The 22,628-nt window shown below is 41.9% G+C and carries 19 protein-coding genes; 10 read left to right on the top strand and 9 right to left on the bottom strand.

All coding sequences use genetic code 11. From position 1 onward, the window contains the following. Window positions 1-558 precede the first annotated feature (558 nt). The 4 genes from EA58_RS02720 to EA58_RS02735 all read left to right on the top strand — a co-directional run bounded on the left by EA58_RS02720 (window position 559) and on the right by EA58_RS02735 (window position 3,640). Window positions 559-1,398: a trypsin-like serine peptidase gene (locus EA58_RS02720; RefSeq protein ID WP_051641859.1), complete on the top strand. Its 840-nt coding sequence runs from the start codon at window positions 559-561 to the stop codon at window positions 1,396-1,398. 115 nt (window positions 1,399-1,513) lie between these two features. Then, window positions 1,514-2,233 carry a methyltransferase domain-containing protein gene (locus EA58_RS02725; protein ID WP_036748666.1) on the top strand — a complete coding sequence of 240 codons (720 nt, stop codon included), beginning with the start codon at window positions 1,514-1,516 and terminating at the stop codon, window positions 2,231-2,233. Between the two features lie 184 nt (window positions 2,234-2,417). After that, on the top strand, window positions 2,418-2,828 hold the full coding sequence (locus EA58_RS02730) for a hypothetical protein (protein ID WP_036748668.1): 411 nt from the start codon (window positions 2,418-2,420) through the stop codon (window positions 2,826-2,828). A gap of 416 nt (window positions 2,829-3,244) precedes the next feature. Continuing rightward, window positions 3,245-3,640, top strand: coding sequence for a TnsA endonuclease N-terminal domain-containing protein (locus EA58_RS02735; RefSeq protein ID WP_051641860.1), 396 nt, complete (start codon window positions 3,245-3,247; stop codon window positions 3,638-3,640). Between the two features lie 154 nt (window positions 3,641-3,794). On the opposite strand, the gene EA58_RS02740 is transcribed toward EA58_RS02735, so the two are convergent. Next, complete coding sequence (locus tag EA58_RS02740; protein WP_036748671.1) at window positions 3,795-6,587, bottom strand: hypothetical protein; 2,793 nt, start codon at window positions 6,585-6,587, stop codon at window positions 3,795-3,797. Window positions 6,588-7,741: 1,154 nt separating this feature from the next. Here EA58_RS02740 and EA58_RS20795 point away from each other — a divergent pair. Continuing rightward, window positions 7,742-8,290, top strand: coding sequence for a hypothetical protein (locus EA58_RS20795; RefSeq protein ID WP_051641861.1), 549 nt, complete (start codon window positions 7,742-7,744; stop codon window positions 8,288-8,290). 79 nt (window positions 8,291-8,369) lie between these two features. On the opposite strand, the gene EA58_RS02745 is transcribed toward EA58_RS20795, so the two are convergent. After that, window positions 8,370-9,260, bottom strand: a complete 891-nt coding sequence (locus tag EA58_RS02745) for a LysR substrate-binding domain-containing protein (RefSeq protein WP_051641862.1) — start codon at window positions 9,258-9,260, stop codon at window positions 8,370-8,372. Window positions 9,261-9,520: 260 nt separating this feature from the next. Between EA58_RS02745 and EA58_RS02750 the strand changes: the two genes are divergently transcribed. Both EA58_RS02750 and EA58_RS02755 read left to right on the top strand, forming a co-directional pair. Further along, complete coding sequence (locus tag EA58_RS02750) at window positions 9,521-10,816, top strand: MFS transporter (RefSeq protein ID WP_235199534.1); 1,296 nt, start codon at window positions 9,521-9,523, stop codon at window positions 10,814-10,816. A 502-nt stretch (window positions 10,817-11,318) separates the two neighbouring features. Further along, complete coding sequence (locus EA58_RS02755) at window positions 11,319-11,630, top strand: hypothetical protein (protein WP_152547916.1); 312 nt, start codon at window positions 11,319-11,321, stop codon at window positions 11,628-11,630. Window positions 11,631-11,696: 66 nt separating this feature from the next. On the opposite strand, the gene EA58_RS02760 is transcribed toward EA58_RS02755, so the two are convergent. After that, window positions 11,697-12,572, bottom strand: coding sequence for a LysR family transcriptional regulator (locus EA58_RS02760; protein ID WP_036748675.1), 876 nt, complete (start codon window positions 12,570-12,572; stop codon window positions 11,697-11,699). A gap of 431 nt (window positions 12,573-13,003) precedes the next feature. Continuing rightward, a complete protein-coding gene (locus EA58_RS02770) occupies window positions 13,004-14,140 on the bottom strand; it encodes a multidrug effflux MFS transporter (protein ID WP_036748680.1) in 1,137 nt (378 codons plus the stop codon). 99 nt (window positions 14,141-14,239) lie between these two features. Here EA58_RS02770 and EA58_RS02775 point away from each other — a divergent pair, with 99 nt between their 5' ends. Next, window positions 14,240-15,025, top strand: coding sequence for an AraC family transcriptional regulator (locus EA58_RS02775; protein ID WP_036748682.1), 786 nt, complete (start codon window positions 14,240-14,242; stop codon window positions 15,023-15,025). A 112-nt stretch (window positions 15,026-15,137) separates the two neighbouring features. On the opposite strand, the gene EA58_RS02780 is transcribed toward EA58_RS02775, so the two are convergent. The 5 genes from EA58_RS02780 to EA58_RS02800 all read right to left on the bottom strand — a co-directional run bounded on the left by EA58_RS02780 (window position 15,138) and on the right by EA58_RS02800 (window position 19,938). Continuing rightward, complete coding sequence (locus EA58_RS02780) at window positions 15,138-15,629, bottom strand: SMI1/KNR4 family protein (protein ID WP_161781014.1); 492 nt, start codon at window positions 15,627-15,629, stop codon at window positions 15,138-15,140. Between the two features lie 29 nt (window positions 15,630-15,658). Next, entirely contained in the window at window positions 15,659-16,147 is a 489-nt protein-coding gene (locus EA58_RS02785) for an SMI1/KNR4 family protein (protein WP_036748686.1), read from the bottom strand. Between the two features lies 1 nt (window position 16,148). Next, the gene (locus EA58_RS02790; RefSeq protein ID WP_036748689.1) at window positions 16,149-16,652 is read right to left on the bottom strand and encodes an SMI1/KNR4 family protein; all 504 of its coding nucleotides are present in this window, start codon (window positions 16,650-16,652) and stop codon (window positions 16,149-16,151) included. A 67-nt stretch (window positions 16,653-16,719) separates the two neighbouring features. Next, window positions 16,720-16,953, bottom strand: coding sequence for an SMI1/KNR4 family protein (locus EA58_RS02795; protein WP_036748691.1), 234 nt, complete (start codon window positions 16,951-16,953; stop codon window positions 16,720-16,722). Between the two features lie 348 nt (window positions 16,954-17,301). Further along, a complete protein-coding gene (locus tag EA58_RS02800) occupies window positions 17,302-19,938 on the bottom strand; it encodes an ankyrin repeat domain-containing protein (RefSeq protein ID WP_036748693.1) in 2,637 nt (878 codons plus the stop codon). A gap of 742 nt (window positions 19,939-20,680) precedes the next feature. On the opposite strand from EA58_RS02800, the gene EA58_RS02805 reads away from it, so the two are divergent. Both EA58_RS02805 and EA58_RS02810 read left to right on the top strand, forming a co-directional pair. Next, window positions 20,681-22,036, top strand: coding sequence for an MBL fold metallo-hydrolase (locus EA58_RS02805; protein WP_036748695.1), 1,356 nt, complete (start codon window positions 20,681-20,683; stop codon window positions 22,034-22,036). 35 nt (window positions 22,037-22,071) lie between these two features. Next, a complete protein-coding gene (locus tag EA58_RS02810) occupies window positions 22,072-22,530 on the top strand; it encodes a hypothetical protein (RefSeq protein ID WP_036748697.1) in 459 nt (152 codons plus the stop codon). Window positions 22,531-22,628: the final 98 nt, after the last annotated feature.

Genomic DNA, 22,628 nt, shown 5'->3' on the forward strand with positions numbered 1-22,628 from the left:
ATGTGACCTGCCGTATAGGCAGTTGAGATAAGGCCAAGAAGTAAGCATCCGCAACAAGCACAGCTAGACCTGCCGAAAAGGCAGGGTTCACTCGGACACCCCAGCGATTGCTGGGGTGTTTAGGTGGTCAGTAAAATTAACGGTTGTTAGCAACTGTTTAGGCGGCCAACCGGCTCTTTAGGGTATCAGAGTTAAGGATTCGGCTTGCTGTCTTGTCCTCTTGCGAGATAGTCAGCAGTTTCAGCATCGCTTAGAGGCTGAATGCGGGTAGAGTACTGTTTGATATAACTCAGATTTGCCCCAAAATCGTTTAGTCACTGCTTCTTGACCGCTTTCTCCTACCAGCCCTTGACCTACTTTTCTTAATGGTAGATTATGAGTCTGGTTGAGTACTTGCGACTATACAGACATGTTCTGCAATTTGTGAGTGTAAGGGAGCTAAAGACAGCTAGAACAGTATTTTGCTGCTATGGCGTCTGTATTTTATAAAAATATTATATAGACAATGTCTGCTAAAAGACACTGTTATACGAATAATTGAGACTGTAGGTCGTGGAAATGGAAATCAAACAAAAACAAGAAGGTGTATACCCTCTAAATATAGAACTTCCATCTTTGAAGTCCCTATTCATTGAAATGTACTTTGGCGAACAATTGTTAAGTACTGGCACTGCAACTTTGATTTCGAATACTCGAGAATCTCACTGTGCTTTAGTCACTAATCGACATAATGTCACTGGTAGGCACCAACAAACAGGTGAGTGTCTAAGCTCAACTTTAGGTGTACCAGACAACATTGTTATTCACTTTCACCGTCCCGGTGAGGATATTGGTGATTGGATTAAGGTCAAAATTCCCTTGTATCGAGAGGATGGTAGTCCATTTTGGATTGAGCATCCTACATTGGGTGAAAAAGCGGATATCGTTGCATTGAACTTAAATTGGGGTAGCGATGTACTTAAAATTCCATACTACCTCAAATTAGACCTTGATCGAGTTGGGATGCTAGTTAGTCCAGCGGAACCTGTTAGTGTCATAGGTTTTCCTTTTGGAATGTCGACGAGTGGAACACTACCTGTTTGGGCTACAGGATTTCTAGCTCAAGAACTTAGTTTAATTTCTGAAGATGATCCTGTGTTCTTGATCGATTGTCGAACAAGGCAGGGTCAATCAGGCTCTCCGGTTATAGCATTTAGAACATCGGGTTATCGAACAATAAAAGATAACCGTATTAGTGCTAGCTTGTCTGGTAGGGTAGCTTGGGAGTTTCTAGGTATATACTCCGGTCGAGTTAATGCGCAATCAGATCTGGGTCGAGTTTGGCATGTATCCGCACTTGAGGAACTGCTAAATGCAGCAGAACGTGTCTACATAGAACGCAATAATAAGAACGATTAGACGATAGTGAAATAATTCGTATAACAAGACATTCAATTGAAAAAATATAGTGCCATATATTTTGCAACTGAACTTTGCGTTAGGGCGTTAAGCTCAACAATACATAGGAAATAGAATGACCAGAGAACTAAGTAATCCAGAGCAATATTCAAACCTTTGGAATAATGAGTCAGAGTTTCTCGAATTCCATGAAATTTATGGCCAGCTGTCAAGAATGACACCAGCAGGAAAGGTTCTTGAATTTGGGTGTGGTGTTGGGTATGGAACCCGTCATTTATCGGCCGAACGGGAAGTTTTGACTTTAGATAGTAATTCTCAGCTAATTGAAAAAGCCAGAAATATCACAAATGAAAACGTGGTAATTCACCAATGTGATTTTTTTGATTTAACAGAAGTAGATAAGGGTGTTATTGCCGAATTTAAACCACAAGTTATCGTTGGCTGGTTTATTGGTGGCTGTGGTGTCGATATATTCAAGCACACCCAAGAAGAACCAAATGAAGTAAAAAAATCCAAACTATATCGTGAAAAAATTGAAGATATTATTGTTTCTCCCGACGTGTGTTTAGAGTCAGTTGATTACATTCACTTAGTAAACCGAGGCTTTTTGGCTGCGGGGTTCTCTGAAGCTGAAATATTTACAGAAACAAAAAAGGATTATGATACATATGTATTCGAAAAAATTGGATTTGAAGTTGTTGAAGTAAAGAATATAGATTGGCCTAGAGAGGGCAGTGAGTTTCAATACGGGCAAGCACATAATCCCAATTTCGTTGGCGAGATAGCAGTTCCCGCAATCACATCTATTGTAGCCAATAGACTGAAGCAGCCCTAACAAGTCAAAGCACGCGGACTTGGTGAAGCAGTCACCTTTTTTGTTCCCCAAAAAGTCGCCAACTTCACCAAGCCGGTGTTTGAGGCGTTAGGTATCAGTCGCTTCGTGAATGAACTCAAATACTTACCCTACATTTCGGTGTAGAATAGTCTTTCATATTAAATCTAGTTCTTATGGAAAGAGTATGCAAAGCTATAGTGTAGATTCAATAACTTCTTTAGTCCTTAATTCTAATGCCGACGACTGGCAATGCGATACAAATACGGGGATTTATGTTTTTAAACAAGATGTTAGGTTACAAATAAAACCTGAAGGTGAATACGAAAAATTTAGTGAACAGTGGGCAGAAAAGTTTCCAAATCCGAATGTTACTAGAGATATACATTCTATCTATTTCGAAAGCTCAAAAGTTCGAGAGTATTTTCTTGTTTCAGTTGACGGTGGGCGAGCGTCACTTCCATTGCCTAAGTCAGCAACAGAATTAAATGTTAGTCGTGAACAGTATGCGTTTGCGCATCTAGTGCATTATGCTGGACCAAACTGCTTGTATGATTTTGAAAACTATTTTCAAAGAGCAGGTCTTGTTGTCGCATAAAGATACCTAACAAACGAGTATGGCCTCAACATACTTTCCTAATCTGACAGAAATGGGTTTGAGCAATAGTTCTAACTCATTTTTGTCCAGAACCGTGTTGAGATTTTCCACAGCCCGGGCATAGTTTCGTCGTAGTGACGATACGAAAGAAAAAATCTTACACACTCTGGAGCAGGTGTTAAGCGAAGGGAAGGTTATGTCATCTTATGCTTCATTTCTATGTCAACTTATGGTGCAAATCGTTCGATAACCTTCTGATATATAGAGCGTGTTTATGTCAGCTTATGGTGAAAGCAACAGCGTGTGTAGTTTTCACCATAAGCCTGCATAATTTCCCTAAAAGCGTACATAATTGGCACCATAAGCGTGCATAAGCTATTTTTGTTGTAGTTTAACAACAAAACGGGCTAGACATTATGTATCGTCGTCAGCTCAAACACTCCCGTGTAAAGAACCTTTTCAAGTTCGTCAGTGCCAAGATGAACCAAGTGATGACCGTTGAGTCGTATCTTGAGTTCGATACCTGCTTTCATCTCGAGTACTCTCCTCAAGTCACCTCGTTTATTGCTCAGCCTGAAGGATTCCGCTATCGCTTTGCCGAAAAAGACTGTTCTTATACACCAGATTTCGAGGTAACGGAAAGCGGCCAAGTGAAATGGCTTGAAGTCAAACCCTATTCAAAAGTACAACATTCGGATTTTTTCATTCAATTCAAAGCGAAGCAAGCCAAAGCGCAAGAGATAGGTATTCCATTGATTCTGGTGACAGAGAAGCAAATCAGGGTCAGTATGACTAAGTTAACGGTGGATTAGAAAGTGGGCAGGTCACAGAGGATGGCATGGAGAATTGCTCATGAGTTAACAGAAAACGGTGGTGTTTTATAACTGAGTTACCTATTGAAAGTACAAATATGGCTGCTGTTTAGATAGCAAAAAGCCCGCTCATTGAGCGGGCCTGAATATCACTTTAGTTAGGTACAACTGCCCCTAAATTTTCAAGGTAGAGCGCAGATTTAGATTCTTGTTTCATATAATTGTAGAAATAAACCTGATCACCGTTCGCTGGTTCTTGGTAATCAATAGTAATTTTGATACCCGAGCTAGTCGATTGGCAGTTTTGACTTTCTGGTTTGGTTGGCCTTGCTTGTTCAGTGCTTCCGATAAACATAAAACCATCATAATGTGTCATCACATCACAGCTTAGATAACTTGATTTCCCCTCTAGCGTGAAAGAAACCTGTCCAGGTGCTTCTTTCTCTACAGTCATCATGCCTGCCACGTAACCTTCATTTTCCGGATCGGCAATATAGATTTTGTTTGATTTCAATGGCAGCTTGTCCATACGTGCATTAGCTTGTTCTGCCGTCGCGTAGTGAGTCGATGTGTTATGAACGACTTCACCCCATACATTCACGGTTTGGATTTGTGTGAGCATGACGCTACCATCGTGACTATCGAGTTTACGAAGTACAAATATTTCCTCTGGACCTTCTTTATCATTGTAAGGGTAGTTGATGACTAACTGCTGATCGATAATTTCGTAGGTTCCAATTTCAGAAAATAGAATTTGACTCGGATCGGTAGGGCAAGTCTTTGAACCATTCAGCGCAGAGCCGTAATAGTATTTCCCATTTTCGAATTTGAAAGAGGAACAAGTCATGCCTGGTGGAACGTAGATATAACCCCAATCTTCATCTTGTTCATACTCTGTGGTATGAACGACACCATATAATATACGACCATCGGTAATCGGACTTACATCAATCTGACCGATATCGCTCAGATCCAGTGGTGGCTGTGTGGCCTCGTGCAGTTCAAATGGAAGGAGCGTGCTAACCCAGCGTGATTTTTCGGTTGCTAGGGGAGAATCATTGACGGAGATTTCAAGTGAGTATTGACCTACTGAATTGTCATGACTTGGCGTACCGATAAAATGAAGTTGCTGATGTTCGTCGATATCGACTCTCACTCCCTGGACATTAAGTACTGCCTTATACGTAAGCAAATCCTGCTCTGAATCACTAAATAATCCTGTTAAATCAATGGTCTTTGAGTACGTTTGGCCGACTTCGATATGCCAGTTTGCCATTTCATTGGCGATCTCTTTATGGGGCTGTGAGTTAAGTATAGGTAGATGATTGATGGCTTCTTCCATAGTGCTGCTAATGGTTAGCGGTGTTTGGCTACCTGCTTTATCTATAGCCGTTAGAGTTACGCTGAACTGACCCGCTTGAGAAGGGGTGCCATTAATGGACAATAGATTGTCCTCAAGTCGAACAGTAAGGCCTTGAGCTTCGTTAACGGCTAACGTAATTGTGTTTAAGTCATTATCGACAAAGAGTGATTCGATATTGAATTGACTTTCGACCGCTTCGTTAGCTTGCAATCTTAATCCAGTGAGCCACAGATTAAGCTCATTGTATTTTCTTTCATTAACACTAGGTGCAGGGTTGATCGTTTCTTCGACGATATTGAAAAGTAGCTCTGAAGGCGCACTCTCAGCAACACTATCATTCGCGATGAGAAGAAGCTGCTGCTGACCAAGTGTTGTGGTCATGCCCGATATGTTTAGTGTTGTTCCGTTTAGGTCTACGACTAAACCCTCAGCAAGAGATTGAGGCAGCAATGCATAGCTTAGGCTATCATGATCTTTGTCTTCAAAGAGCCCAGCGACATCCGTTGTGAAGTTAACCGCTTTACCTGAAAAAAATTGTTGTGCGTCCAACAACGATTGAATCGCATCTAGTTTGTTTTCAACCACAGTAGGAGCGTTGTTCCTTTGTGGGTCACGGACTTGCCATTCAAACGTCAACGGGTATGAGGTCGCGCCTTTGTTGTCTTTTGCGAAAACAAAGACGGTGAATGTTCCGGTTAATGTAGGCTTACCTTCAAGGACACCTTGTTCATTAACACTGAGTCCATTGGTATATTTCTCACCCTTAATTCTCACTTGATACTGTAAAGTATGTGATGCCTGATCTTTATCGGAAAATAGTGCTGTGAGGTCAATAGGTGTAAAAAAATCATCTAACAATGTCGTGACAGGTTCAACTTGTCCCGTTACAACCGGTTTGTAGTTATCAGCAGGAAAAACGGTGACGCTACCACTTTCATCAATGGAAGCGACTGGAATGAATGTCGGATCAAAGTCGATCGCTTCATCAAGTACCGAGTCGCTCATCAAAGTACTCATGCCTTCAATCAATGCTGATTTCTGCTTAATATCCAATTCTTGGTGGTCGACAAGCGTCTCACCCAAGACAAGTAGTGCTTTGCCCATATCATCAGTTTGCTTAAGATAATCACCCAGCAAGAGGGACTCTGACGGATTTAAGCTGCTAATGTGCTGCTTGAGTTGGGCGAGAGCCTCTCCTCGAGACATCCCATGACTGACGGCAAGCTCAATATAGTCAGTAAAAGGAGAAACCACAGACGAGTTATTCGCTGTGAGGTTGAAAGCTTTGGTGATAGGACCACGCGTCATGTCGCGAGTTTGCCCCGGGATAGCCTTGATACAAATAGGACCTTGAATATCTAAAGCACTTTGCGCCGTGAACTGACCATTCTCATTGGTCTTGCCAAGGTAGTTGGTACAGTTTTCACCATTGTAGACATCAGCTTGGTATAGGTAACCATCCAGAGCGGTAATGGTCTTATTCAATACAGGCGTGCCACCATTATCCGATGAACCACCACTACCGCCACCACAACCCGTTAAAATTAAGCCTAAACTAACGGTAATTACTGTACGTTTTTGCATGAATTTCTCCATCATTCAATTAGTTATAATGAAGCGGAGCATAGTAAAGAGTTATCAAATACTTAGCAAAAAAAAAAGTAGAAATGTACTACATTGATCTTTGTTTGGGTTATAAATTGAATAGTATAAATGAGACAAGGGCTAACTTTGCTGACTATTTCTACAGCTATGTACATCATTTCGTCGTAGTGACGATATGAAAGAAAAAATCTTCCACACTCTGGAGAAGATGTTAAGCGAAGGGAAGGTTATGTCACCTTATGGTGAAGTTGACAAACATGTCTGTAGTTTGCACCATAAGCCTGCATAATTTCCCAAATTCTTGCCATAACTTGCAGCGTAAGCTGACATCGTCATTTAAGGCGTCAATCAATGGTATTTCTGTCGAGAAGGCCACTTTTTGCATGTTGATTGAGTTGTTTGTTTCAGTTCAGGTTTGTCCTACAAGTTTGTTAGAGCAGAGATTCGTTCATTCTGCCAATACGAATTTGCCCAGCTAATCTTATTCGACGAAAAAACTAAGTAACAAATGACGTAATAGTCTGGTAGAAACAGTGCGGTTTGATATAAAAGAGAACTTCGCTAAGTTCATTGCTTATAATTGAAGTTCTACAATTTCAAAAGGAACAATGACCAGAAAGCGCGATAAAATTTGAAGGTTCCTCTCTATTTAACTTTGATATTTTTGTCAAAATTTAATTTAAACGCCTTTAAAAGTATGCGAGTATCATTTTTTATTTTTAAATTACATATTCAAAAAATAATGAAAGTTACTTTCACTTGATATGAGATGATAAGTAATGCAATGCTGAGAGTATTCATCATCAGTGGGATAAATTAACAAAGAAGGGTGTTTTACCTGCGGTTTAAAGAGATTCGAATTTGATTGAAAGTATAATATTTCAGTACTATTTTGTGTGGAGATGAACTGGCAGCAAGTGAGCCTTGGTGATCGTTTAGCGAGTGACTATAACTAGCCCACAGTTCGTAGTTGTCGAGTTTTCTCTGGGTGATAAATTTCAGTTGAACTCTTTGGTTAACCATGAGTAGCAGCACAAAGTGATTTAAGGTGAACGCTAAGTGAGAGCTTCAACTGAACGATTTTTAGCTGCTGAAATCGGCATCTTCAAATGATTGGATTTAAGAGGGTTTAGATGATGAAATTAAAAATAATTGCAGCGCTTATGCTTTTATCGTCGACGAGTTGTCATGCGTTTACTTCAACCAATAGTTTTCAAACAACTTCAGACAGAGAATTGGCAGCCTTTGAAGTTCGCGATTTAGAGCTCAATAAAATGCTGGGTGTTCATTCGGATTATGACTATGATTTAGACAAGAAGTACATCGAAGGTATTGATAATAACAATGATGGTGTAAGAGATGCCTTAGTCAAGATTGCTCGATCACTCATCTACTATGATCGAAAGATTACTAAAGATGATTATGAAGAACTCCTCTCCCTTCTTATTGAGATTCAACCAAAGAAAGATCCCATCAAAGATTCCAAGTCGGTCAATCAACTTAAGTGTAGGTACTATTCTCTTCATCCATCAATACAAAAAGAAGCCTCTTTCGAAGAGATTCGGGCGCGGGTACTCAATTCTGCAAGCCGACGCTCGGCTTTTGGTATTGAAGCTCTCGATCCCAAAGCTGATCCCAATACGTGTGAAGCGTTAGAAATAGAGAAATTGCAACAAAACTAAAAAGGAGAAGCTGGGAAACGGTGGAAATTCGGTATTCACCCATACAGTCGTGGCGGATACGCAGAAGTAACTCACTTATCTATGAAGTGCTATAATCATTAACTTGTTCTTTCAACCACTGAATGAAGCACTTGACTTTAGGTCGCTTTAGGTTCTTTTCTGGTAAACAGATAAAATAAGAAGATTCCGCTTCAATGGCTTGCTCACCAATACGAACGAGTGTTCCATGATGTATATATCGATGCGCTAAACTATGTTTGATTAATCCAATCCCTTGCATCGCCAAAGCACTTTCCACGACAAATAGAGAACCGTCAAATAGAAGTGAGGGTTTGATCGATTTCCTGCCATTGTGTTTGAACCAATCGTCCCAGCTCATATCCGTCCATACATCCTCAATTAAGGCTCCTTTATGTAAATCATCGATGCTATAAATGCCATGCTGTTCTTGATAGTAGGGGTGGCAGACCGGATAGATGATATCTTTCATTAACCATTCACTATACATCCCTTGATACTGACCCTGGCCAAATCTCACGCACAAATCGATACTTTGATCACTGGGTAGTGCGAGACGATTGGATGGTTCAATTAATATACTGATCTCGGGAAACTGCTCTCTAAATCCTTGTAATCTTGGAATGAGCCAATGGTGAGCGAAAGAGCTTGGAGCTGATATTGCGAGCTTGTTTGGGTGTTTATCATCAGTCAATCCATCAACGCCAGCTTGCAGATGGCTAAACCCTAGCTTCACTTCTCTGTAAAGGTTCTCTCCGCTAGGTGTCAGCTCTATTTGTCGATGGTTCCGATGAAACAAGCAAGTATCAAGGCTTGCTTCGAGTTGCCTGATCTGTTGACTGACAGCAGCGGGCGATACAAATAATTCTTGAGCGGCAGATTTAAAGCTTCCTAAAGAGGCTGATTTATAAAAATAAAGTAATCCTTGTAAAGGAAGATTCTGGCGTTTCAATGAAGATGACCTTAACCATGATTAAGAAATTATCGTTTGTCAGGCTAGCATAAATTCACAAAAATATGAAACGAACAATCATTTGGGTGATAATTATATCAATTACTTTCTGATGTTTCGCCTGAATACCAGTCGATAAAATAACAAAAAAGGCTTTGAATGAATATGTGCATATAAACAGTCATTCGACATCACCGATGTTCTTTGGGATGTGACCAACAATAATGAGTTTGTTTCGAGAGTCAGTGAACATTTAGGTCATGGAGTTTTTAAAACGCTTCCCAGCCAACAGCGTTTCATTCACATCGCTTCTTGCTCATCTCTTGGGCTTAATCAGCGACAGCAACAATATGGGGCATAAAATGCTTAGCCAAAGTAACCGATTCGTTATAATTCTCTCTTGTACATTAGTATTAATGGCACAAATGGCCACTACCTTGTATTTACCGGCTTTACCACAAGTTGCGAGTGAGCTTGCCATCAGCCGCCATCACGCTGAGTTGTCAATTTCATTCTTTGTGATCGGTGCAGCCTTGCCTGTGATTTACTGGGGGCATGCTGCAGAAAAATATGGCCGAAAATGCTCACTGGCAATGGCCTTGCTTGTGTTCATGACAGCAAGTCTCGCCCTTTATTTTACCCAGTCTCTCGAAAGCTTACTGATCGCGAGGGTGATCCAGGGAATTGGAGCGGGCGGCGCTGCGATCATCGCCCGGATTATCGTTAGAGATTACTGGAATGGCGATGCGCTCACGCAAAAGCTGTCTCTGTTATCAATGGCATTCATCGCAGCATTGGGCATCGGCCAATTTATTGGTTCATTGCTCACCCAGTACAGTGATTGGCGCATTGGTTTTTTATTGTTGGCATCCATTGCTGTCATTTCTTTATTCGCGATGACTCGGTTACAACTTCAAGGTCCGGTTCAAAGTGGCCAACTCACGCCAAAATCCAGAGCGAGTTACGTGCAGATCGTGAAGGACAGAGGCTTTCTCATCCCTTGCATGCAAGGGGGACTTGGTTTTGCCACGATTGTGATATTACAGGAAGTGAGTCCATTTATATTCGATCACGACCTGCAACTGTCTGGTCAAATGTTTGGTTTCTTTGGCCTTGCGATTGGCATGACTTATTTTTTGGGATCGCTGTATGTCAAACGCACTGTTACTCAAGTAGGCAGCCAACAGCTGATGTATCGAGGGGCATATATTATTCTGATGGGTGCCTTATTGATGCTGACGATCTGGTTGTTCAGTGAATCACTTCAAAGGCAGATTCTTATCGGTAGTTACCTCATTTTGTATCTGCTCATCATTTTTGGTCAAGCTGTGATTTTTCCGAACAGTATGTCATTGGCTGCAAGCAGTTCTTCTCACAGTGGTGCACACAGTATTGCTTTATGTGGTTTCTTGCAGCAATCAATGGCAGGGCTTGCCGCAGCCTTGGCGGTTGGGGCCGGTCATAGTCACAGCTGGACTTATTGGGTCGCCATGATGGGTATTGTCATTTTCAGTCTGGGCTTCACCAAAAGAGAGCAAAAAGCATGTCTGAACTAGTTTTCACCTTTTCGCTCAACACTGAAGAAGCCAATGTTCTGACAGAAAACCGAAAAACAGTGATGCAATCACACCGCCACAGGTGGCCATGAATGGGCTGATGGAGAGCATGGTGGAACGAACATTCGTTTGTGTATATTCGTGTAGCAATACACTTTCTGAGTTATTACCGTGAACAGGAAAAATGTCAGGTAACACAAAGCGAAACTCAACAGGTGTGTGGTAGATGCTAAGGCAATCACGGCAATGCCCGCAGAACCGCGGGTCGATAACATCAGGATTTTGTGTGAGGCATTGAATATTCTGAGTAAGCAGACATCAAAAAGTCAGGGGCAGAGAGAATACCGAATACGGTAATTATACCCAAAGGTGGATGAACACTTCTCTGGTTCGCTCTTGGCTATGGGGTAGATTGGAATGTATGATGCGTTCATGACAAATTTTATTGATAAGTGGGTCATTTTTGAGAAATAGATTATTCAAATACGTTCTGATGAGCCTGATGCAATTATTGCTGGCTGGTTCCTCTATTGCATCGGGCACCAGTATCACGGGCATCTATTCCAGTCTGAATGTTCATGATGAATCTGGGGACATTCTCGGAATAGAAGTCACGATTTCAGAATCTTATTCGGGGAAGTATTTTGTAACCTTTCAAGCCAGTGAAGGTCAGCCAAGGATACCTGTTGTGTCTGAAGCAAATGTGAATCGCAATGAAATCACCTTCCATGTGAATGAGAAAAATGGTTATCAAGGTTTATTTCGAGGGGAGATTTCCTCGGGGCAATTAAAAGGACACTTTGAGCAGGGATAATTGTCGCCAAGTGGAGAGGAGATGATTCTCCTTCTAAGAAAGCATAGTTTTTGGGAATAGGTCTGCTCATGAAATAGTCTTTGATATTTCTGATTTGACATGATCAATGAATAAAGCAACAGACTGGGATATTCTGTCTGGATTCCATGCCATATGAATATCCCAGCTTGTCTCTTCTGGAAAGGGAATTAAGGCGATTTTGTCATAGAGCCCAAGAATGGATTTCTTCGGTAAGATCGCAACACCAGTATTAGATAAGATTAATGTAATCATGGTTTGCATATCTGTTGATATGTTTGTAATGTGATGCGGTCTGTTTTCCAGTAATGCCATGATTTTTGTATTCATCATGGATTTACTGTGTTCACCCATCATGAATAAATTGAATTTTTTTAAGTAAAAATCAACATCCATTTGACTGAATTGATCTTTAGAGACAGCCAATACAAACTCATCCTGTGAAACCTGAAGGCTCTGGAGCGTTGTTGAGGCTGGCTTTCGCATAAAACCAATATCCAGTGATCCGGAAAGTAATTGCTCTTCTTGCTCTTGGGAGCAGATATCTGCTAAAGCAATAGAAATATGCTGATGCGTTTTTTGGAAGTCACGAATAAAAAGGGGAAGGAAATCATTGCTTGATTTACCAAACCCAATCGATAAAGGTGTCAGGTTACTTTGTGAAATACTGGAGATTAGCGCATCTGTCTTTTTGATGTGTCGATTTAATGCTGTGATTTCATCAATGATAAGTTTTCCTGCATCAGATAGGGTGACACCATGGCTATCTCTGACAAAAACTTCAATGCCATAGGCGTCTTCAAAGTTTTTAATTTGCTTTGAGAGTGCAGGTTGTGAAATGCAAAGTATTTGAGATGCAACCCTGAAGTTTTTCACTCTGGCAAGCGTTTCAATTGAGTGTAAATATTTCGGATTAACCTTCATAACTTTCAGTTATCGCCATAAAAATAAAATCACTATGCACTATAGCATAAACGTAGATAATTCTGATATCGAATATTGATGAGTGGGTTTCCTATGAAATATTGTGTACTGGTGAAAGAGGATGTACTGGTTTTTGAAGCGTTCAATGCGGAAAACGCATCAGCGATCATCATGAGTTTATTCAGGCAGGGGTTTGTGTTAGCACCGGTGCTGATAGAGGCAAACAACGCAGAAAATGCTCGGGCATGTTTCCAAAACCGATTTGAATGGAACGATATCTCAACAGCATTTCAGCAGAGAAAGGTATTGATCTGTTAGCGGTTCGCATTCGCTGAATGAAGGTTGAATTAGTAGGGCGACAGGGTGATATAGAGACTCCTGTAGCAAAGCAGGAGTCCTTGGGACTGATTTCTGTGTTTTTCTGTTACTTTCTATGCGGCTGCGACGCGTGACGATAGTGTGTATGTCACGATCATTGCGCCGACACCACAGGCAATCAGCACAGTGCCTAAATGCTGAATGATACCTGCCAGGCCCAAACCACTGCCAATGAACAGGTAATACATGAGCCCGAACAGGGCAGCGGCACTGCCTGCTTGTTGCCTGTAGTTGCTCAATGCCATGCTGAGTATATTGGGGATCGCTATGCCGTAAGCCGTTACGATTATCATGATTGGTATGAGAAACCAAATCGAGTCCAGCATGGTGTAAACGCCCACAGCCCCCAGAGTGAACATCATCCCGGCACCTTTTAACAATAAGTGTTGAGACACATTTTTTGTCAGTAAGCCTTTGTTGAGAAAGCTGCCCAGCAGTGAGCCAATGCCAAGTACAAGACCACTGTAGCCAAATTGCTCTGAGGTGAACCCAAGTGCAGCGACATGGAATCCTCCCAGTTGGTAATAAGCAAACAGAGCGATATTGTAAAAGGCCACTAACAGTGCGGACTGCCAGATTTGCACATCTTTCAGCATGCGAGCACTGAGTGCACCGAGTTTTAACGGTTGTTTTTCTGTTTGTGTTTCAGGCAGTAGAAAGAAGTTGTAAATCAATAAGCCAATCGCCATGGCAAATAAAGCGAAGAACACAAACTGGTGGCCGCCGGCTTGTGATAGCTGGCCTCCGCAAAACATACCGATCACCGGACTGATGGCGATCCCCAGCCCCATGAGACTGAAGACTTTGCCAAGTGCTTCACCATCAAACGCGTCGCGCAGCATGGTTTGTGTGACCACCGAGCCAACCGCGATCCCGAAGGCGCTGAAGGCACGGGCAATCATCAATACGGTAAAGCTTTCTGTCTGCATGGCCACAAAAGCTGCGCAGCTATAGATCAACAGGCCTAAGAGCATCGCTGGCCGTCTGCCCCAGAAGTCAGCAAGTACGCCCCATGCAGCAACCCCAATGGCGAAAGCCGAAAAGTAGATTGATAATGTTTGTGCTGCCTGCGTGTCAGAGACTGCGAACGACTGTGAAATGGAACCTAAAGCCGGGCTATAGATGGTCTCGACAATCTGCGGAAACATCAGCATGACAACCATCAGCCATAAAGATGGTTTCACTTTCATGTTTCATCCTCCTCATGAATGAATCTGGCCCGCAGTGTATACTGGCGTTTTTAATGCGCATAAACGACATTCAGACATAAAACATTAAGATTCGGACAAATGGCAGTTATTGATCAAAAAACAGCGTTTGACGCGGATAAATTTACAGCGAGCGTGATTGGGATTGCTGCGGATGTCGGTCAGCATGATTCGGGCGTACATCAGCACCGGAAAGGCCAGATCCTCTATGCGCCGCAAGGATGTATGACCTTTGCTCTGGAGCATGCCATTTGTATTTTACCGCCGACGAAAGCAGTCTGGATTCCCCCGCAAACGGCGCACCGGGCGGTGATGACCAATGTTGTCGCTTATCGTTCTTTATATTTTGATGGCACGGTTTACGACGGCCCTGAAGAGATCACCATGATTGAGGTGAATGACCTCTTAAAGGCGCTGATGAATCGAATGGCTTTCTGGCCCTGGGACAAACCAGAAGCAGAGATGGTGAAGACAACCGCCTTGTTTTGGGAAGAGTTTTATCTCGCAAAGCGCCATGATTATCAGCTTCCCGTACCTGTGGATGCCCGGTTGAATCTGTTTCGCACGCAAATAATGCAGGATACTTTTTTAGCGCCATCGGCCAGCTCCCTGGCTGAATCCGTTGGGCTCAGTCCGAAAACTGTCACACGGATCTTCAAAGCTGATACCGGTATGTCTTATCAGGATTGGCGACAGCAATGGCGTTTGCTCAAAGCGATTGAATTGCTGTCTTCCGGAATGCTGGTCGCTGATGTGAGCGTCTGGCTTGAGTTTTCATCTGACAGCGCTTTCATTGCTTTTTTTAAGCAGCAAACGGGGAAAACGCCATTGCGTTTTATGGAGCGGGGCACAACGCTGGTAACGTGATAAAGTACCGCGCAAGCGAAAATCCAGTTAGCGTGTACAACGGCAGGGAAGGTGCTTATCTCATTCTGGTGCCTGTTTGGCTTTATCTGAGCCAAACGTATTCAATCTAACATCAGTCTTCCGTCAGCATGGCTAAAAACGAAGCCATGTCATCAGCGATGTGCTCTAACGGTTGGCTGTTCACGCCATGTTCATCGCACTCATGAAACCATAGTGCAACCCGCGGGTTATCATTTGGGGTGCCTTCATAGTCCAATACCACGACATCACCAAAGCTTGTTTCTGCGATGGGTAATAAATATGGACTATTGAATCTATCTTTGTAGAAAATGTGGTTTTCAAAGATGTTTGTTGACTCATGAAGAAGAATTGATCCCTTCCCACTGACATCATAAAAAATCTTGATTGGATACTTATTCGTTTGAGTCTTAAAGTAACGTTGTATTGGTTCTCCGCCATTGTTTCTTTTTAGAAGTTCAATGAGAAGATGAGGAAGAGAATAACCGTGAAACTCTTCATCCATATACTCTGCGATGTCTTCAAAATGGAATGGTGTTAATGACTCCCGTGAAGAGCCCATTTCAAAATAAATCATTCTCATCATATTCCTCATTTGTATAACGATTGAAAAAATCAGTCTTCCGTTAGCATGTCTAAAAACGATGCCATGTCGTCAGCGATGTGCTCTAACGGTTGGCTGTTCATGCCATGTTCATCGCACTCATGAAACCATAAAGCAACCCGCGGGTTATCTTTTGGGGTGCCTTCATAGTCCAACACCACGACATCCCCAAAACTTGTTTCTGCGATGGGCATTAAGTGAAGGTTATTAAAGCGTTCTTTATAAAAAAGATACATATCGAACATATTTGTAGATTCGTGAAGGATAATCGTTCCATCCTCACTGAGATCATAGAATATTTTAATTGGGTGTTTGTTGTTATGAGTTTCAAAACAACGTTGTACAGGCATGCCGCCATTATTTTTATTTAAAATTTCATTGAGAGCGTTTGGGAGTCGCTTCCCTTCAAATCTTTCATCTAAGTATTCTTCTATATTCTCCCAGTCTTCTGAAGTTAACTGTTCACATGAAGTTCCGGATACAAAATCAATCGTGCTCATCTTAGCTTCTCGTAAAATCTTCTGTCAGCAGTTCGAGAAATGCTTCCATGTTGTCTGCAATGTGCTCCATTGGGTAGCTGAATTCACCTTTTTCATCACATTCATGGAACCAAAGTGCCACACGAGGGTTATCTCTGGGTGTGCCGTTATAATCCAACATGATAATATCCCCAATCGTTGTATCTGCAATGGGGACTAAGAGTGGATTATTAAATCTGTTTTTTAAAAAATGCCACTTATCAAAAATACCATTTGACTCATGTGCAATGATGGTTTCGTTATCGCTTAGGTTATAAAATAACCTTATTGGGTATTCGTTGGTTTGAGTTTTAAAGTGCCTCTGAACAGGCTCACCACCATTGTTTCTCTTTAATTGCTCGATAAGAGCAGGTGGAAAACGAACGCTGTCCATAAATTCATCAAAAAACTCTTCGGCTTCTTCCAGATGTTCCTCCGTGAGTGGCTCAAAAGAAGTGCTATTTTTAAAATCAATATGACGCATCATTTTTCGCTTCTATCCTGTACAGATTATTGAAATAAATAGGCATCCATGCCGATTCAATAGTTAAGAATCAGTCTTCCGTCAGCATCTCTAAAAACGAAGCCATGTCGTCAGCGATGTGCTCTAACGGTTGGCTGTTCACGCCATGTTCATCGCACTCATGAAACCATAAAGCAACCCGTGGGTTATCTTTTGGGGTGCCTTCATAGTCCAACACCACGACATTCCCAAAGCTTGTTTCTGCGATGGGTAGAAACCGAGGGATGTTGACTCTTTCTTCATAGAGCTGATACATATCAAGCATGCTGTTTGATTCATGTAGGATGCACGATTCATTTCGGCTCATATTGAAAAAATATGTAATAGATAAGCATCTGACTCTGTTTTAAAGTACTGATGTATTGGTATGACACCATTGTTTCCTTTGAGCAGTGTGATAAGCGATTGGGGTAGAAAAAATCGCCAAAAAACTCACCTAAACACTCTTGGATATCTTCAAGTCTGCGATCTGTAAAAGGTTCAGCGGAAGTGGACAGATTTACTTTATGAGATATATTTTATCAGTATGCGAAAATTATTTTCAGCGTGAGTTTGTGCTAGCATTTCCACCTCTTTCAGTGGAAATGCTAGGGGCATGATTTAATCAAATGTTTTAGTCGGATGTTTTTGTCTTTTCATTTTTTCTTTGTTGACGTCGATACAACGTATAAACGGAGAGAAGTACAGCTAAAATTAACGAAAGATATATACTTATCTTTTTGGCTTTTTCAATCAATGTGCTTCGTTTGAAATCGGTAATGGCTTGAGCTGAACGAGGGTGATTTTCAGTGATACGATCCAATGAATATCTGTTGTAGTCACTTTGGAGTTTTTCATAGTCCGCACCAGACTTTAACAATAAAGTGACCATTTTATCGTTGTTATTTGTAATGGCATACATCAAAGGGGAACCTTTTTCAGATTCGGCATTGACATCGGCTCCGGAATTAATTAATAACTCCGTCATTTCAATGTCATTGTTATCAATTGCTTTGTTCAACATGTAATCATTAAAAACATAGCTATTTGGATCTAGCCCAGATTTTAATAATGCTTCAAGGAGCTGGCGGTCATTTTTTCTAAAAATATCTCTTTTGGTAGAGCTAATGATTCGCTCTAAAGTTTCAGGGTCTATTTTGCTCTGCATAATCTGTTGAATGGATTCTGGATTGTATTTCAGCATTAATTTAAAATCTAGCTGGTATCCCAATCCTGAAAAAACCTTTGGTGTTTCCTTTACCAATAAATCTAGCATTGTTGTAGAGTTTGGATGTTCTTTAGTCAGGTTCATTCCAAAATTAACTAAGGTTGCTGCAATATTAGATGAGTTCACATCGATGTCATTGTTGATTAAAGCAAGTGCCATCGCATTTTTATGATTTAAATCATATTGTTCTATATCAATGTTGAAATTACCAGCCAACAGATATTCCATGATTCTTACATTATGTGTTTGAGCGGCGATTAAAAAAGGCGTCTGACCAGAAGCATTTTTTGTATGGAGTTTGTCACCAAGACCATTTTCAACGAGGTGATTAAATCTACTTTCATTTGAATACTTAGCAGCCCAGTGAAGCAGAGTATTTCCTGCGTCGTCTGTTGCATGAATGTTTGCCCCCTCTTTAACTAGCTTGTCGAACATCTCTGTGGAAATTGCATGAATGATTCGCATGAGCGGTGTTTCACCGTTCTCAATTGTATATTCGATTTTCGCACCATGTGCGATGAGTTTATCGACTGTTTCAACGGAATCACTGATTGCGGCATTCATCAGGGGGGAATAATAATGACCGTATGTATTTACTTCTGCACCGAGTTTAACGAATGCGTCGATAGAATCATACTCACCATGCCGAGCGAGAAGCATCAGGGGTGAGGGGATATCTGTTGGATTGAGTTTTGCACCATGTTCCAATAAAACTTTTCTGTTCTCAGGGGTTGCTAAGCTGAGTGGTGTGTGATCATAGTAACCATTGATTTTTCGGAATACATTCGGGTTAGCGCCTTCTTTGAGTAAGAATTTTGTGATTTTCGTATCTTCAAGCATGACTGAGTCCATCAGCGCATTTGGGAAGTTTGGGATATCACTGATTTTTGCACCACTTTCGATTAGCTTTTTTACGATTGAGAAGTTGTTTTTCTGGATTGCCAGGCTTAAAGGTGTTTCTCTTGAAAGAGGAAACTCAATGGGTTTGTTTAGTTCTATTTTTGGGCTTGATTGAATAACTTGATTTACAATTTTTAAGTTATTGGTTTTAACTGCCTCGAAAATTAATTCTGGATCAAGTACGTTCTTTTCTGTAAGAAGATTATCGATAGGTATACCATTTTTAATGGCTATTCTTGGGATAGATGCATCATAAATATCTTTTGCATTCAAATCAGCACCTAGAGAAACGAGTTTATTGATGAGTGGGCTTTTTTTCTTGATTGCTGTGATTAATGGCGTTGAAGCTGCACGATTATCTTCATTTGTTCTTGTACCATTGACATTTACACCTGCCTCCAATAAGTCATTTATGATAGGACTGTTTTTTTCAATCGCTAACTCTAGAATACTTTGTGCATCATAGCTATCGTTAATATTTGCACCAAATTTTATCAAGATTTTAGATAAATTTATTTTTTCTTTATTTATTGAATAATAAAGGATAGGTTGACCATAAAAAGTTATCGATGGATCCGCACCTTTTTTCAGTAAAAGTCTTGCATAGTCTGTTCTGTTAGCATCGATTGCTGCAACAAGAGGAGCGTAAGTATATCTCCCATAACTGGCTTCCTGTCGGTTGACATTGGCTCCGTGAGCAATAAAGTATTTAACAAGCTTGTCGTCTTTATGTTCAATTGCGTAAGAAAGTGGTGTAAAAAACTTAAACTCTCGATGATGATCTGGATCCTCACCAATTGAGAATGGTAAGTTAACATTTGCACCTAATTCAATGAGTGTTTTAACTGAATCAAAATTGTCAAAATATAAAGCAACAGATAATGGTGTTTGATTTGAAAAAATGTTGTCGCTGAAAATATAATGATTAATGTCAGCGCCATTTTCAACTAAGTATCGAATGGACTCTACAGAGTCCATCTTCACTGCGTATTTGAGTAACTGATTCACTTGTTTGGTTGGTGTTTCCTTGTTTATATATTTACCAAGTTCACTGATGTTGTTTGATTGAATTGCATCGTAAGGTGAGGCAAATGAAGTTGGTGTTATTAATATTGCCAGTAGTGGAAAAATTGCTTTTTTCATCTTTTACTCGTTATTATTCGATTCAATATTCAGGATAAGTCACTGAATAAACTGTTTTTTATTTAGGCGACAACAAACTGAGATTGATTAATTCTTAGCTTTCTTGATTCTTGTCATGGTTAACTTTTTTGATTCCCATGAAATTTCATGAGGGATGTATTGGGTTATTCGTATCAGCATCTGTTTCCTGTTCTTGCTCCGATTCTATCTCGATCTTGCTGTTCACAGTGATGTGCAAAGTTGAGCCTTGCCATTCAGTCACAAGTAATTTGATATTCATGACCGAATTTTACCTCAGAACCTCCCTTGCTTTCTGAGCGTATTGATAGGCAAAGTGATGTTTTTGCTAGTGAATTCGAAACCAGAAGTCATTAGAAAAACGGTGCCTGTCTGAATTTAGGGAGTGTTGAAACAACTGTGTCAGAACAGTGTGACCGACACTTGGGTTGTTGTTGCGTCCTTCATGACAAGCGTGCATTCCCCTGTGTCTTTCTCGTTTGAGTCGTTGGCCACAAGTGCAAACAACCTTGAATCTGCCTTGAAGAACCCGTTTGGCGTACCTAATCTAACCGATAGTGATTGATGACGTCGTTGCAACCGATCGCAGCGTCCAATTCCATCAACAAGCTTCCTTGTTCCTTGTTCCTTGTTCTTAGTTTCTTGGCTTCTTGGCTTCTTGTGTATGGAATAGGGGCGACTGTCCTGAAGCGGTCAAATTGGGTCAAACCCAGGGAGATGCCGGGTGAAGATTACTTTTCTTGGTGGCACAGAAACGGTGACTGGCTCCAAGTTTTTGCTGGAGACCGATCAGACGCGCGTGCTGGTCGATTGTGGTCTGTTTCAGGGATATAAATGGCTGCGGGAGCGCAACTGGCAAACATTGCCAATGGACATCGACACGCTCGACGCTGTTTTGCTTACCCATGCCCATCTCGATCATTCCGGGTATCTCCCGGTGCTGTATAAACACGGTTTCCGCGGGCCGGTTTATACCCATCACGCGACCAAAGATTTATGTCAGATTCTGCTGGCCGACAGCGGCCATATCCACGAAGAAGATGCCAAGTATTACAGCAAGCATAAACTGGGAAAGCATGAACATCCGGAGCCGCTATACGACCGGCAAACCGCTGAAGACTGTATGGTGCTGTTTCAATCGGTGGATTTTGATACGTCGATCGAAATCGGAGAGATCTGTTTTTATCTGCAACCGGCGGGGCATATTCTCGGTGCCGCCAGTGTGATTGTGGAAGCGGAAGGAAAGCGGATTGGTTTTTCCGGGGATGTCGGTCGTTTCCATGATGTACTGATGAAACCGCCCCGGCCTTTGCCTGCGCTTGATCTCCTGTTGATGGAATCGACTTACGGAAATCGTCTTCATGATACTCAGGATCCATTTGAACAACTCGCAGAAGTCGTGAATCAGATGGCGATGCATGGCGGCGTTTTGCTGATTCCTGCTTTTGCGGTGGGACGAGCGCAGGCGTTGCAACATATGCTGGCGACATTGATGGAAACAGGGAGGATCCCCAGAATCCCGATTTATCTCGACAGCCCCATGGCAATTCAAGTGTCGGATATTTTTTGCCAGTATCGTGACCAGCACCGACTGAATGCAGATCAATGTCAGCGCATGTGCAATGACATCACCTATATCCGGACTGTGGATGAATCGAAAGCGATAGAAAAACAAGCTTTCCCACATATCATCATTGCCGGCAGCGGCATGGCAACCGGGGGACGGATTCTGCATCACTTTAAGCGCCTGCTCGGTAGTCCTAAAACCACGGTCTTGTTTACCGGCTATCAGGTGGGCGGCACTCGGGGCGATAAAATGCTCAACGGCGTCGAGACGGTGAAAATTCATGGGGAATGGATACCCTTGCGGGCCTCGGTGAAAATGCTGTCCAGTTTGTCTGGTCATGCAGATTACCTTGAGCTGACCCAGTGGTTACAGCAGTCGGCACTGGCGGATAAAACCCGTATTCAGCTGATTCATGGCGATCCTGAAGCCCTCGAAGGGTTGCGGGTGCACTTGCAGGAGCAGACTAAATTTTCAGTAAACGTGGCGGGCTACTGGAGTATTTTGCGCTTGTAGTCTCTTTGGTTGATTCAATTGATGAGGTAATGGCTATGCAAGTCGAAACGCTGAAAGATGTGCTGCACTGGACCAAGGAATTTCATCATCACCTCAGTCATTGTTTGTCTCGTGGTGTGAACCGGCAAACAGACGAACGTGCCCGGATGCTTCTGAATTATCTTGCCGATCATGAGCAACGTCTGAGCAAGGTTGTGAGTGAATTTGAAACATCTGGCGATGCGCATGTCCTGAACACATGGTGTTATGAGTATTTACAAAAAAGCCCGATTGTCCGGCATCAGCACTGCGAGGTTCCCTTTGCCAAACTCGATGCGGCACAGATCATCGATGTGATTGTCGACCAGCATCAGCAGGTCATCGAGTTATATCGTTATCTTTCCGCACGGGCTGATATCCCTGCGGCCAAGGAATTGCTGGAGACGCTCGAGTCTCTGGAAGAGCATGAGATCATGCGTATGGTTCATTCCACCCATCGGTTTGAGGATTTATAGTGAAGCCACGCCTGACGAGGGAATCGGGCATAGAGAGTCAGGCAGATCATCAGATAAACCATGTGTTCCCCATTTATTTGACTGAGCGGGGAACACGA

Source organism: Photobacterium galatheae (assembly GCF_000695255.1).
Lineage (GTDB): Bacteria > Pseudomonadota > Gammaproteobacteria > Enterobacterales > Vibrionaceae > Photobacterium > Photobacterium galatheae.